The sequence below is a fragment of the Planomicrobium sp. CPCC 101079 genome (assembly GCF_007859275.1).
Lineage (GTDB): Bacteria > Bacillota > Bacilli > Bacillales_A > Planococcaceae > Planococcus.
Genome location: NZ_VOHC01000004.1, coordinates 44,660 through 57,780, shown reverse-complemented (window position 1 = coordinate 57,780; position 13,121 = coordinate 44,660). Strand labels below are relative to the sequence as shown.

Annotated in this window: 12 protein-coding genes; 11 read left to right on the top strand and 1 reads right to left on the bottom strand. The window is 45.1% G+C overall.

Annotated features, from left to right (window positions below; translation table 11 throughout):
- The first annotated feature begins 32 nt into the window (after positions 1-32).
- From FQV28_RS02085 to FQV28_RS02045, 10 genes are all read left to right on the top strand, one after another.
- Positions 33-593, top strand: a complete 561-nt coding sequence (locus FQV28_RS02085; RefSeq protein WP_146493952.1) for a thioredoxin family protein — start codon at positions 33-35, stop codon at positions 591-593.
- Between the two features lie 116 nt (positions 594-709).
- On the top strand, positions 710-1,678 hold the full coding sequence (locus FQV28_RS02080) for a diacylglycerol kinase (RefSeq protein WP_146493951.1): 969 nt from the start codon (positions 710-712) through the stop codon (positions 1,676-1,678).
- A gap of 412 nt (positions 1,679-2,090) precedes the next feature.
- Complete coding sequence (locus FQV28_RS02075) at positions 2,091-3,443, top strand: cytochrome ubiquinol oxidase subunit I (protein ID WP_146493950.1); 1,353 nt, start codon at positions 2,091-2,093, stop codon at positions 3,441-3,443.
- Positions 3,440-4,468, top strand: a complete 1,029-nt coding sequence (locus FQV28_RS02070; RefSeq protein WP_146493949.1) for a cytochrome d ubiquinol oxidase subunit II — start codon at positions 3,440-3,442, stop codon at positions 4,466-4,468. The genes FQV28_RS02075 and FQV28_RS02070 overlap by 4 nt, the downstream gene beginning before the upstream one ends.
- A 29-nt stretch (positions 4,469-4,497) precedes the next feature.
- On the top strand, positions 4,498-4,608 hold the full coding sequence (gene cydS / locus FQV28_RS19690; protein ID WP_483312753.1) for a cytochrome bd oxidase small subunit CydS family protein: 111 nt from the start codon (positions 4,498-4,500) through the stop codon (positions 4,606-4,608).
- 624 nt (positions 4,609-5,232) lie between these two features.
- On the top strand, positions 5,233-6,597 hold the full coding sequence (rlmD, locus tag FQV28_RS02065) for a 23S rRNA (uracil(1939)-C(5))-methyltransferase RlmD (protein ID WP_146493948.1): 1,365 nt from the start codon (positions 5,233-5,235) through the stop codon (positions 6,595-6,597).
- Positions 6,598-6,744: 147 nt separating this feature from the next.
- Positions 6,745-7,722, top strand: coding sequence for a tRNA dihydrouridine synthase (locus FQV28_RS02060; RefSeq protein WP_146493947.1), 978 nt, complete (start codon positions 6,745-6,747; stop codon positions 7,720-7,722).
- Positions 7,723-7,965: 243 nt separating this feature from the next.
- On the top strand, positions 7,966-8,730 hold the full coding sequence (locus FQV28_RS02055; protein WP_146493946.1) for an ion channel: 765 nt from the start codon (positions 7,966-7,968) through the stop codon (positions 8,728-8,730).
- 143 nt (positions 8,731-8,873) lie between these two features.
- Positions 8,874-9,026, top strand: coding sequence for a Fur-regulated basic protein FbpA (locus tag FQV28_RS02050; RefSeq protein WP_146493945.1), 153 nt, complete (start codon positions 8,874-8,876; stop codon positions 9,024-9,026).
- A 65-nt stretch (positions 9,027-9,091) separates the two neighbouring features.
- The gene (locus tag FQV28_RS02045) at positions 9,092-10,546 is read left to right on the top strand and encodes an amidase family protein (protein ID WP_146493944.1); all 1,455 of its coding nucleotides are present in this window, start codon (positions 9,092-9,094) and stop codon (positions 10,544-10,546) included.
- A 33-nt stretch (positions 10,547-10,579) separates the two neighbouring features.
- Here FQV28_RS02045 and FQV28_RS02040 read toward each other — a convergent pair whose 3' ends face one another.
- A complete protein-coding gene (locus FQV28_RS02040) occupies positions 10,580-11,437 on the bottom strand; it encodes a TetR/AcrR family transcriptional regulator (protein WP_146493943.1) in 858 nt (285 codons plus the stop codon).
- 164 nt (positions 11,438-11,601) lie between these two features.
- Between FQV28_RS02040 and FQV28_RS02035 the strand changes: the two genes are divergently transcribed.
- Positions 11,602-13,071: an MDR family MFS transporter gene (locus tag FQV28_RS02035; RefSeq protein WP_146493942.1), complete on the top strand. Its 1,470-nt coding sequence runs from the start codon at positions 11,602-11,604 to the stop codon at positions 13,069-13,071.
- Positions 13,072-13,121 lie beyond the last annotated feature (50 nt).

Below are 13,121 nucleotides of genomic sequence, written 5' to 3'. Positions count from 1 at the left end.
AGTAAACTTAAGGGAAAAGGAGATGTGATACTATGCCAACTGAACAGCAGTATTTTGAAGAAGCCATTGCGATTGAAAACTATATGGCTCAAATGGAATCAAATCAAAAAACAACCTATTCAATCTATGAAAAATTCGAGCTTCCGGAAGATCCGGAGTTTATCAACCTTCTAAAAGAAAAACAACCTAATGTGCTGGTCATTACAGAAGATTGGTGCGGTGACGCAATGATGAACAACGCAATTCTCCGCAGAATCGCTGAAGCGGCCGATCTTGAAGTGCGCTGCGTTTACCGCGATCAAAACCCGGAATTGATGGATCAATACTTGACGAATGGCGGGCGTTCGATTCCAAAATACATCATCCTTTCAAAAGAAGGAGAAGTGCTGGGACATTGGGGGCCGCGTGCTCCGAAAATCCAGGAATTTGTCATGGAGAAAAGATCGACATTGCCAGAAAAAGACGATCCGCGCTATGCTATCAATCATGAAACTATGATTGGTGAAATTTCTGATGCGTTCACTTGGAACACAGAATTCTGGCAAGCTGTCTATGAAGATTTGCGCAAAACATTTGTAGAAGCGTTAAGATAAAAGCAGTAGAGTAGAAGCGGAAAATGGGCCGGCCAGTAGTCGGCTTTTTTCTTGGGAACTTTTTATAGTTCTTTTCTGTCTTATTTTTATAGAACGATCAGAAAGGCTGAATTCGCATGAAACGTGCACGCATTATATACAATCCTACTTCCGGGCGCGAATTGTTTCGCAAACATTTGCCCGAAGTTCTAGAAAAGATGGAAAAAGCGGGATATGAAACGTCATGCCACGCTACAACAGGAGAAGGAGACGCAGTTTCCGCTGCAAAACTTGCGGTAGAGCGAAACTTTGACTTGGTTGTGGCGGTTGGAGGAGATGGGACATTAAACGAAGTGGTATCCGGTATTTCCAAATTTGAAAAACGCCCAAAAATCGGGTTGATTCCCATGGGAACAACGAACGATTTTGCGCGCGCCGTTCACATCCCCCGCGATATCAACAAAGCGGTGGACATAATTTTAGAAGGCGAGTCGATTCCTGTAGACGTTGGACTGATGGACAGCGATCGTTATTTCATCAACATTGCTGGAGGCGGCAGGTTAACGGAATTGACATACGAAGTGCCGAGCAAACTAAAAACGGTATTGGGGCAGCTGGCCTATTATTTGAAAGGGATTGAAATGCTTCCTTCCATCCGGTCGTCAAAAGTCCGGATCGAATACGACGGCAATGTTTTTGAAGACCAAGCGATGATGTTTTTGATCGGCTTGACCAATTCGGTCGGCGGCTTTGAGAAACTGGCTCCAGACGCCAGCATCAACGACGGCAAATTTACCTTGATGATTTTGAAAGAAGTCAATATGGCTGAGTTTATCCGCTTGGCTTCGCTTGCGCTGCGCGGTGAACATTTGTCGGATCCTCATGTGATTTACACGAAAGCGAGCAAAATTTCCGTCACTTCCGAAGAAACCGTCTTGCTCAATCTGGACGGAGAATACGGCGGCATATTGCCCGCAAGGTTTGAAAACCTTTGCCAGCACATTGAAGTGCTAGTGCCTATTTCTTCGATCAGTGAAAAAGACCGGAAACAAGACCGTCTTGATGAAGAAACCGAGTTAGATTCATATGAAGAAACAGCATTTTAATAGTTAACGTTAAAAGACCAAATCAATACCGGATTTGGTCTTTTCTTATGCCTTCTTTAATTCTTTTAATGAATGTCGCTATTCATAACAAGCATATTATAGAAGAAAAAAATCAAGCAATACACAAATTGCAGAGAACTTTTCCAGTGCAATAGCTGCCGAAAAGATAGCGGAAATACAATTTAAGCCTAGTTGGCAACCGGTTTTGACCCTTGCACCAAGTTCTGTATTTGTCCATAAAATGAGCTTCTTTTCATGTAAGTGTTCGGGTGGGATGTCACATGTTATTCAAAGATGACGGGAAAATATAAGCTTTATGGAGCATAGCAGAAGTTTCAGTAACTATGAATGAGGTACAATAAGGGTAGTAAAAGGATGAGCTTGATAAAAGTTTTTGAAAGGGGACAAACAAATGGGATTCGAAGAAACAGCTTTCTTGAGTCGCATCTTGACTCTGATGACGCTGTCGTTCCATATACTTTATGCAACAATCGGCGTAGGGGTTCCGCTCATGATCATGATTGCCCAGTGGGTGGGAATCAAGAAAAAAGATGATCATTATATTTTAATGGCACGTCGCTGGGCGCGCGGATTTGTCATTACAGTGGCTGTAGGGGTTGTGACCGGGACGATTATCGGATTGCAATTATCACTGCTTTGGCCAAACTTCATGCAAGTGGCGGGCAATGTAATCGCCTTGCCGTTATTCATGGAAACTTTTGCGTTTTTCTTTGAAGCAATTTTTCTTGGCATTTACTTGTACACATGGGATCGGTTTGAAGATCAGCGCAAGCATTTGCTGCTGTTGATTCCAGTTGCACTGGGAGCAGCTGCATCTTCGGTCTTCATCACGATTGTCAACGCGTTTATGAACGCTCCACAGGGATTTGAAATGTTGAATGGGCAGCTTATTAATGTACAGCCGCTGCTTGCAATATTTAACCCTGCGATGCCGACAAAAGTCGCGCACGTTGTGGCTACAGCTTTCATGACTTGTGCATTCTTGCTAGCTTCCATTGCCGCTTTGCGGATTCTCAGTGGATCAAAGCATGTCTACCATAAAAAGGCGTTATATTTGATGATGAAATTGGGCTTAGTATTTTCAATCGCCACTGCGTTGATCGGCGATTTCTCCGGTAAATACTTGGCTGAATACCAGCCAGAGAAACTGGCTGCGGCAGAATGGCATTTTGAGACGGAAGCCAATGCCGGATTAGTAATGTTCGGGGTTCTTAACGGGGAAGAAGTCAAGTACGCCATTAGAGTTCCGTATGCGTTGAGCATTTTGGCGCACGGCGTTCCGAGCGAAGAAGTGATCGGCATCAACGAATTGGCAGAAAACGATGTTCCAATTCCGCCTCTTTGGATCCATTATCTCTTTGACACAATGGTCACGATCGGCATGAGTTTGGCAGCCTTATCTTTTGTTTATGTAGTGGCTGCATGGCGCGGCTGGTCCTTTATCCAAGCGAAATGGTTCAGATTCCTGTTGTTGCTGGGCGGCCCATTAGCTTTAGTGGCAATAGAAGCCGGTTGGTGGTTCACTGAAGTCGGGCGGCAGCCATGGATTCTGCGCAACTTCATGACAACGCAAGAAGCGGCTACAACGAGCGGCAATGTTGACTTGATGATCATTTTGTTTGGCGGACTGTACATCATTTTGGGAATCGGGACGATTGTCGTCTTGACACGCATGTATCGCCGCAATCCGGTCGAACAGGAGCTGGCTCAGCGACAAGTACAAAAAGGCGGTGAGCAAGGATGACACTTGAAATTCTAGGGATAGCGGTCCTTTGGTTGTTCTTGTTCTTTTACGTCATTGTAGGGTCAATCGATTTTGGCGCCGGCTTCTTTAACGCTTATAGCGCGTTCACCAATAAACAGCATATTTTAACCAATATCATTCAGCGTTACTTATCGCCTGTATGGGAAGTCACAAACGTTTTCTTCGTGTTCTTCTTTGTCGGCATGATCGGCTTTTTCCCGCTGACGGCTTATTATTACGGAACAACGCTTCTGGTTCCGGCGAGCCTTGCATTGATTTTGTTGTCAATTCGCGGTTCTTATTACGCATTTGCGACATACGGTGCCAAAATCAACCACCGGGGCTATATTTATATGTATGGATTATCGGGCTTGCTTTTGCCGGCGTCTCTTTCGCCGGTGCTTGCCATGTCTGAAGGCGGCTTTATCAATATGGTCAACGACTCGCCGCAATTGGATTACTGGGCTTTGTTTACAAGCCCGCTGACTTGGAGCATCGTCGTGCTGAGTTTGACTGCGGTATTATATATTTCCGCTGTCTTCCTGACTTGGTACGCCAATAAAGCAGGAGATGAAAAAGCGACCGACTTGCTTAGGAAATATGCACTCGGCTGGGCGGCTCCCGCCATCATTACGGCGACGGGCATCATCATTGAATTGCGGACACATAACGCCGAGCATTTTGCACGCATCATGGATCTATGGTGGCTGTTCGGAATATCGTCCTTATTGTTCCTTGGTACCGTGTTCTTGATTTGGAAGCGAAGAAAATATGGATTGGCTTTTATCCTATTGGTCGGGCAATTTTTCACAGCCTTCTTCGCTTATGGGGTCTCCCATTATCCGTATCTTCTTTATCCGCACTTGACGATTTATGATAGTTTCACGAATGAATCGATGGCGATTTCATTGATCATCGCGTTTGTTGCAGGCTTGGGTTTATTGCTTCCATCGCTTTACCTACTCTTCCGCTTGTTCTTGTTCGATAAAGATTACGTAAAAGGGAAATCGGATTATCACGCCTGATTTTGGCGCTAAAGGAGGAGACCGTTATGCTGCAAGATTTCTTGATCTTTTATGCACCATTTTTAGTGTTATTCACATCTATCGCTTTTGGATTCTGGTTTTCGTTGAAAGATGGGCCAGCAACAAAAGATGAAAAATAATCAGCGAGGCTGTCCCGAAAGGTCATGAAAATGATTTTGGGGCAGCCTTTTTTCTGTTTCTAGAGAAGTTGCAGCTTAGAGGGAGAAAGTTGGAACTCAGACGAAAAAAGTTGTAACTCAAGGCCATAAGGTTGTAACTCGGCACTCAAAAGTCGCAACTCACCAGCCAAGGGAAAAATATCTAGCAGTTTCCTGGCTGTCGAGCCTAAACGGCCACTTCCGCTTTTCTTTTGTCCAGCTTTGGCGCCTAGCTCCTCAAGGTCACTTCGATTTTGTGGCTATAGCAGCCATAGCCACAAAACCTCCAGCGCTTGTCGGAGCTGACACAGGCGCCTCCGCCTTTCTTCGTGTCAAGGCTGCAGTGGCCAGGCTCTCGGGGCATAAGCCGTTCTGCTGCGGCGGCAACAGCCTCCTCGCAGCCCGTCTTATGCCTGTCGAGCCTAAACGGCCACTTCCGCTTTTCTTTTGTCCAGCTTTGGCGCCTAGCTCCTCGAGGTCACTTCAGACTGGAAGCAGTGGCAAAATGCGCCACAGCTACCAGTCTTCCAGTGCTTGTCGGAGCTGACACAGGCGCCATCGCCTTTCATGTGTTATAATACGAAAAGTTGAAATGGAGTGAACACTTTGAAACCAGTACAAAAAAATGATCGCTTGCTTGTTCATGTGGAAGATTTGACGCATGACGGTGCAGGTGTTGCTAAAGTAGAGGGCTACCCGCTTTTTATCCACGGCGCGCTGCCGGGGGAAGATGTGGAAGTCCATGTCCTAAAGACCTTGAAATCCTATGGCTTTGCCAAAATGCTCGAAATCAAACAAGCGTCACCTTTCCGAGTGACGGCTCCTTGCCCGGTCTTTGACACATGCGGCGGCTGCCAGATCCAGCATCTGTCTTATGAAGGGCAGATGACATTCAAACGCAAGTTAGTGCGCGACGCCATTACGCGCATCGGAAAGTTGCCGGACGTGCCGGTCCATCCGGTCAAAGGCATGGAAAACCCGTGGCGCTACCGCAATAAATCCCAAATTCCGTTTGGCTCTGATAATGGACGCGTAGTTGCCGGTTTTTATCAGAACCGTTCGCATGATATTGCCGATACCGACATCTGCATCATCCAGACACCGGAAGCGGATGCCATCATGGCTGCCCTGAAAAAAAGAATGCCGGAAATGGGCATTGAACCTTATGATGAGCAAACGCACCGCGGCATGCTGCGCCACGTCGTGGTCCGCAAAGGGCGTGCGACAGGCGAGATCATGGTTGTCCTTGTCACGAAGAAAAAGAAATTCCCGCAAGCGGAAAAAGCGATTGAACTGATCCGGACGCTTGTGCCGGAAGTGGTATCGATTGTCCAAAACGTTAACGGCGAAAAAACCAATGTCATTTTTGGCAATGAAACCATAACCCTTTGGGGCAACGATGTAATCGAAGACCGTATCGGCGATGTCCGCTTTGAAATTTCTGCTCGGTCATTCTACCAAGTCAATCCTGAACAGACAGATATTTTGTACGGCCAAGCGCTCGAATACGCCCAGCTGACTGGCGATGAAACGGTGATTGATGCATATTGCGGCATCGGAACGATTTCGTTGTTCCTTGCGCAAAAAGCAAAATTCGTGATGGGTGTCGAAATTGTGCCGCAGGCGATTGAAGATGCAAAGCGCAACGCAGAATTGAATGGCTTTACGAATACCTTATTTGAAGCAGGACCGGCGGAACAAGTGATTCCGCGCTGGTATACAGAAGGCAAGACTGCAGACGTTCTGATGGTTGATCCGCCTCGTAAAGGCTGCGACGAACAGCTGCTGCAAACCATTTTAAAACAGCGTCCGAAACGCGTTGTCTATGTATCCTGCAATCCCGCAACTTTGGCGCGTGACTTGCGCATCTTAGAAGATGGCGGCTACCGAACGCAAGAAGTCCAGCCCGTCGATATGTTCCCTCAATCCACGCATTGCGAAGCGGTGGCTTGGCTGGAACTAGCTGAATAACTATAATCTAAACATGTTTTATTAGGTTGTTTTTTATAGATGTCTAATTAATATTTGCTGAAGAAGTAAAGCGGAAAATTTAGAAGTGCGAACATGCCTCTTCTAAATCATCTGCTTTTGCTTTGGAACGGGAGGATATGAAATTTAATGAAAGAAAACTTTTGGCAAGACTTGCCGAAGCCATTTTTTGTGCTTGCGCCAATGGAAGATGTAACGGATGTGGTTTTTCGCCATGTAGTAAGTGAAGCAGGCCGGCCGGATGTGTTCTTCACTGAGTTTACAAACACAGAGAGCTATTGCCACCCGGAAGGAATGAAAAGCGTGCGCGGCCGTTTGCTGTTCACTGAAGATGAACAGCCGATGGTTGCACATATCTGGGGAGACAAGCCTGAATTTTTCCGTCAAATGAGCATCGGCATGGCAGAGATGGGATTCAAAGGCATAGATATTAATATGGGCTGTCCGGTGCCGAATGTTGCATCCAGAGGCAAAGGAAGCGGCCTTATACTCCGTCCGGAGGCTGCTGCAGAAATCATTCAAGCAGCAAAAGCAGGAGGTTTGCCGGTAAGTGTGAAAACGCGGCTTGGCTATACAGAGCTGGATGAGTGGCAAGACTGGCTAACGCATGTATTGAAACAGGATATTGCCAACCTTTCCATCCACTTACGCACAAGAAAAGAAATGAGCCAAGTGGATGCACATTGGGAATTGATTCCGGAAATTAAAAAATTGCGCGATCAAATAGCACCGAACACGCTGCTGACAATCAACGGCGACATTCCTGACCGCGAAACTGGGCTGAAGCTTGTTGAACAATACGGTGTGGATGGAGTAATGATCGGGCGCGGTATTTTTAAAAATCCGTTTGCCTTTGAAAAAGAGCCAAAAGAGCATAGCAGTGAAGAACTTCTCGGTCTTCTCAAATTGCACCTCGATCTCCATGACAAATATATAGAAGAATTGCCGCGGTCAATCGCTGGGCTTCATCGATTTTTCAAGATATACGTCAAAGGGTTCCGCGGAGCAGGTGAATTGAGAAATCAATTGATGAATACAAAGTCGACGGATGACGTGCGTGCTTTGCTCAATAACATTGAGTCAGCCAATGTTGAGCAATTAATATAATTGCATGCACATGTTATTCTGTACATCCGATAGTTTGGCAACGCCCGGATTCAAGAAATTGTGAGGAAGTAGCTTGGCTCTAGCTTTTGAACTAAAAAAGAACGTGAGAATCGACAAGGATTCTCACGTTCTTTTTATTTTAAAAGAAAAATTAATAAAGCAAAAAATTGCCCGCGTTGTATACTAGAAGAAAAAGAGATTCTTTCCATCTTTTATGTACTATAAAAAAGGGGCGCGGGAACTATGATCATTCTAAAGAAATTGTATTTTCAAGCCACCAATCTTTCTTGGCTGATTTTAACTGCCTGTACGGTTGCTTTAATTATTTTTAGCACACTGCTATTGCCGCTGATTGAACCAGGAACTTTTACAGGTTATATGGACGCCTTGTGGTTTACAATGACGACCATGCTGACAGTGGGCTACGGAGATTTGTTCCCGTCGACAACAGGAGGGAGAATTTTTACGGTTCTTTTCTTATATGTGATCGGAATTGGGTTGTTTGCTTCGTTTATCGGCAAAGCTGTGGATAGTTTGACGTTATATAGACGGCAAAAGGAAAGAGGGGATTTGATGTTTGAAGGGAAGAATCATATTGTGATCATTGACTGGTCGCATAAAGCGGAAAATGCCATGAAAGAGATTTTGGAAAGAGACGAGAAAGTACAAATTGTCGTTATCGATACTATCGAAAAAGCGAAGCAAATCAATGAGCGTATCCATTTTATCCGCGGCAGGGCCACGGATGCGGATGTATTGCGAAAAGCCAATGCCCAGCATGCCAAAGCGGTACTGATTTTCTCTGATGACAAAATCGAGGACCAAATGCTTGCAGACGGCAAGTCGCTAATGATTGCCTGCGCTGTTGAGCGCATCTCACCGGGAGTGCATACGACGGTCGAAATTGAACGGGAAGAACACATCTTGAATTTTTCGCATATCAAAGTGGACAATTTTATTTTGTCGAACGCAACCATAGCCAAGCTGGCAGTCGACTCAATTTTATAGTGGATCATAATCATCAATTAAATATCGGACGTTCACAAAATTGTAGCTGATTTTAAGTTAGATTTTCCTTTTTTAGGTTTTAGGAAAAGGAAGAAGGGGGTAATAGATACATAGAAACATTGAACAAGGAGAGAAAGAACCTCATGGAAGAATTTATACCAGAATCGAAATTTGAAGATAAACGCAGCAGCATCATTGAAGACCTTGTCGCACAAAACGTCTTTAAAATTGATGGCCGACAGTTATATGAATTATCCTTATATGAATTGATGAAAACCTATACAGAAAAAAATTGAGCCGGTGCATTCCGGCTCTTTTCATTGGATAAAAATTTCACAATCCCAAGATCGGAGGAAATCGAATGCATCAAGAAAAATTGGAGGAATATCGTCTGACGAAATTAGATGAAATGGCAATTGCCGATATGCAGGAAGAACTTGCTGAAGGCCGCATTACATCAGAAGAGCTTGTCTTGATGTACCAGGAAAACATTTCTCTTCGCGACCAAAATACTAAGGCCATTTTGGAAATCAATCCCGATGCTGTGCAAATTGCACAAGCGCTCGATTTTGAGAGGAAATTAAAAGGGCCGCGTTCGCCATTGCACGGCATCCCGATACTAGTGAAAGATAATATGGACACCGCCGATAAAATGCATACAAGTGCTGGATCCCGGGCGCTGAAAGATCATTATGCATTAAAAGACGCTAAAGTGGTAGAAAAATTGCGCGAAGCGGGAGCGGTTATTTTAGGGAAAACGAATTTGACAGAATGGGCGAATTTCATGTCCGATAAAATGACTAATGGATACAGCTCAAGAGGCGGCCAAACGAAAAACCCGTACGGGGCATTTGATGTGGGAGGTTCCAGTTCTGGTTCTGCAGCTGCTGTCGCATCCAATCTGGCAGCTGCTGCACTTGGTACGGAGACATCTGGCTCCATTATCAATCCGGCTGTGCAAAACCATTTGGTCGGCATCAAACCGACAGTAGGGTTGATTGGGCGCACAGGAATCATTCCGATTTCCCATACACAAGATGTCCCGGGAGCGCTTGCCCGGACAGTGGAAGATGCAGTTGCGGTGTTCGCTTCGCTGATAGCTGTCGATCCGGAAGATGCCATTACTATTTTTGCTGAACCGTTTGAGAAATATGATTGGTCGATCCACTTTAAAAAAGACGGTTTGCAGGGGGTGAAACTTGGTGTGCCAAGAGGTTTGTTTGAAGACAGCATTTCAACAGAGCAGCGAACTTTGTTCGAAGAAGCACTCGAGCAATTACGGGCATGCGGCGCGCAGATCATCGACGATGTCGACCTCGGCGCTGACCAGGAAGATTTAGGGTTCGCGGTGCTGCTGCATGAGTTCAAGGCTGACCTCAACGCGTATTTGGGAAAATCCAATCCGCTGAATCCGATCCGGTCATTGGAAGATGTGATTGCTTTCAATAACAAACATCCCGAAGAGATGCTGCGCTATGGCCAGAATTTGCTCGAACAAGCGAGCATGACTACCGGTAAACTCAATGAGCGGGACTATATCGAAGCACTTGAACGCAACCGCTTTTTAGCTGCGGAACAGGGGATAAGTGCTACTTTAAAAGAGGCTGGCGCGGATGCTTTTGTGTTGCCGCAGGACTACGGCTGCAACGTAAATGCGGCAGCCGGTTTTCCAGCTATAGCGGTCCCTTACCGTTTATCGGAGACGAAAGAGCCATTTGGCCTCACATTTACCGCTCATGCATTCAGCGAACCAAAGCTGATCGAATATGCTTATGCATTTGAACAGGCGACCAAGGGGCGCGTTAAACCATATTAAAAGGCAAAGCCGAAACTCGGCTTTGCCTTTTAATCATTTTTGCAGCTGTTTCCATACTTGTTCAAGCAAAATAACAAGCGTCTTTTCATGTGCCGGATAATTTGCCAAGCTTGCCAAAACACTTTCACATACCAATTTCCGAGGTTCACTGCTGCCTAATTCCTCTGCTAAAAAAACGACAAGTTGCTTAGCATCAGCATCTTCTTCATCCAGCAGGTCAGCTTGCATTTTCAACTGAGCGCTCAATGTTTTCAGCGAGACCTCCTCAACTGGAGGGGCAGTAGAAAGTTTTTTTTCTTGGATGAACCGGTCTCCCGTTTCTATTTGCTTGGTGATGGTTGTATTCAAGCGTCTGATGATAAAATCGGCCAATTTTTCAATCGGAAGTTCTTCTTCAGAGCTAAGTCTCCAAAGATGGATCAATTGCTGGATTGAACCATGGATCATGCCCGCATTCTCCAGCGCATACGGTTCCGCTTTTTCGCCGAACAAATCGACTATCCGCGAAGAAATCCATTCCAGTTCAGCCACATATGTTTGTCTGGAAAAAATTTTGAGTTCTTCTTCCTGTGAATAAAATATGCTTTCGTATAGCGTGAATAAGTTTTTCTCCTGATTCAGCTGGATACGGATACATAATTGTTCAGCCAATACTTCCGGATCATTTGCCTTTTTGCCAACAGCGGCCGCCATTCGCTTTTGGCGGATTTCACTGCCGATGGATTCCATGATGGCAATCAGGCATTCGCTTTTTGACGTGAAGTAATTATAGAAAGTGCCTTTTGAGACGCCGGCTTCATCTAAGATATCTTGAATAGAAGAAGAGTTATAGCCTTTATTGATAAATAGTGAATAAGCGGCATTTATGATTTTCTGTTTTTTTAGATTCATTTTTTTCACCTTTGTACTATCAGTCTAGTCTTATCTTATCGTGTAATCCTCTTTGAATCAACTTTTTTGGACTGTCGGTATATTTTTGTTGATAATAATGAACAGGCGGTATAGAATAGTGCAATGAGGAAAAATACAGTTAGAAAGTACGGAGGAATAAAAGCATGACAGAACAGAAAAAACCGCCTTATGGCATTATCGCGATTCTCTTTACCGGGGCGTTCGTGACAATTTTCACCCAAACTTTATTGAACATTGCCTTGCCTAGAATTATGGCAGATTTGGAAGTTTCGGCTTCGACAGTGCAATGGCTTGTAACCGGCTATATGCTGGTCAATGGTATTTTAATCCCGGCAAGCGCCTTTTTTATCCAGCGCTACTCGAACCGTTCGATTTTCATTTTAGCGATGACGCTATTTTCATTAGGCACACTGCTCGCGGGAGTGGCACCGACTTTCAGCATCCTGCTTGCCGGAAGAATGATACAAGCTTCTGGGGCAGCATTGATGATGCCATTGTTAATGAACGTTATACTTGCCGCGTTCCCGGTTGAAAAGCGTGGATCGGCAATGGGCGTTTTCGGGCTCGTAATGGTAGTAGCTCCAGCAATCGGTCCAACACTTTCAGGGTATATCGTTGAACATTACTCCTGGCGTGTTTTATTCTTTATCATCCTGCCAGTCGCCTTAATTTCACTTGCCCTTGGGATTTTTAAATTAAAAAATTTAACCGTCCAAAACAGAAACATCTCTTTGGACAAAGTGTCAATCGTTCTTTCGAGCATCGGCTTCGGCGGCATTTTGTACGGTTTCAGTTCAGCCGGCACAATGGGCTGGGATGATCCAGCTGTTTACGGCACCATTGCGGTGGGCGTCATTTCACTTATCGTTTTTGTTTTCCGCCAACTAAAATTGAAAGAGCCGTTGCTTGAAGTCCGGATTTATAAATATCCGATGTTCGCATTATCATCGGTCATTTCAATTACGCTTTCCATGTCAATGTTTTCAGCTATGATTTTAATGCCGATTTATGTCCAGACAATCAAAGGCATCTCCCCAATCCAATCAGGGTTGTTGATGCTGCCGGGAGCACTAGTCATGGGCTTCATGTCTCCAGTTACCGGCCGTCTCTTTGACAAATTCGGTGCTAAAGTGCTGGCAATCCCAGGATTGGCGATTGTCGCGTTTACAACTTATCTTTTCAGTCAACTCTCTCTTGAAACAACTTACTTGGAAATTATGGCCATGTATACAGCCCGCATGTTCGGGATTTCCATGGTTATGATGCCAGTTATGACAAACGGTCTGAACACATTGCCAATGAAATCTTATCCGCACGGCACGGCCATTAACAACACGCTTCAACAAGTTTCGGGTGCTATCGGTTCAGCTTTCTTGATCACCATCATGAACACCCGCGCAGAATCGACCGGCAAGGAATTGGCAGCGAGCGGCGCGGCTCCTGAAACCATCATGAACAATGCGATGCTCGAAGGCATTAACTTCTCATTCTTTGTTTCGATGTTCATCGCACTTCTTGCGTTAGTGTTGGCTTTGTTTATCAAAAAACCGAATCGGCCAGTTACAGAAGCAGAAAAAGAAATTGTCTATCAGCAAAAAGAAGTAACAGAATGATAAAAAGGCTGGCCTTAATGGGCCAGCCTTTTTCAGGTCCAAAAAAGCGC

Coding starts and splice junctions, on each gene's coding strand:
- FQV28_RS02075 (WP_146493950.1), top strand. CDS start 2,091: ATGGGATTCGAAGAAACAGCTTTCTTGAGTCGCATCTTGACTCTGATG.
- FQV28_RS02070 (WP_146493949.1), top strand. CDS start 3,440: ATGACACTTGAAATTCTAGGGATAGCGGTCCTTTGGTTGTTCTTGTTC.
- FQV28_RS02060 (WP_146493947.1), top strand. CDS start 6,745: ATGAAAGAAAACTTTTGGCAAGACTTGCCGAAGCCATTTTTTGTGCTT.
- FQV28_RS02080 (WP_146493951.1), top strand. CDS start 710: ATGAAACGTGCACGCATTATATACAATCCTACTTCCGGGCGCGAATTG.
- FQV28_RS02055 (WP_146493946.1), top strand. CDS start 7,966: ATGATCATTCTAAAGAAATTGTATTTTCAAGCCACCAATCTTTCTTGG.
- FQV28_RS02035 (WP_146493942.1), top strand. CDS start 11,602: ATGACAGAACAGAAAAAACCGCCTTATGGCATTATCGCGATTCTCTTT.
- FQV28_RS02045 (WP_146493944.1), top strand. CDS start 9,092: ATGCATCAAGAAAAATTGGAGGAATATCGTCTGACGAAATTAGATGAA.
- FQV28_RS02040 (WP_146493943.1), bottom strand. CDS start 11,437: ATGAATCTAAAAAAACAGAAAATCATAAATGCCGCTTATTCACTATTT.
- FQV28_RS02050 (WP_146493945.1), top strand. CDS start 8,874: ATGGAAGAATTTATACCAGAATCGAAATTTGAAGATAAACGCAGCAGC.
- FQV28_RS02085 (WP_146493952.1), top strand. CDS start 33: ATGCCAACTGAACAGCAGTATTTTGAAGAAGCCATTGCGATTGAAAAC.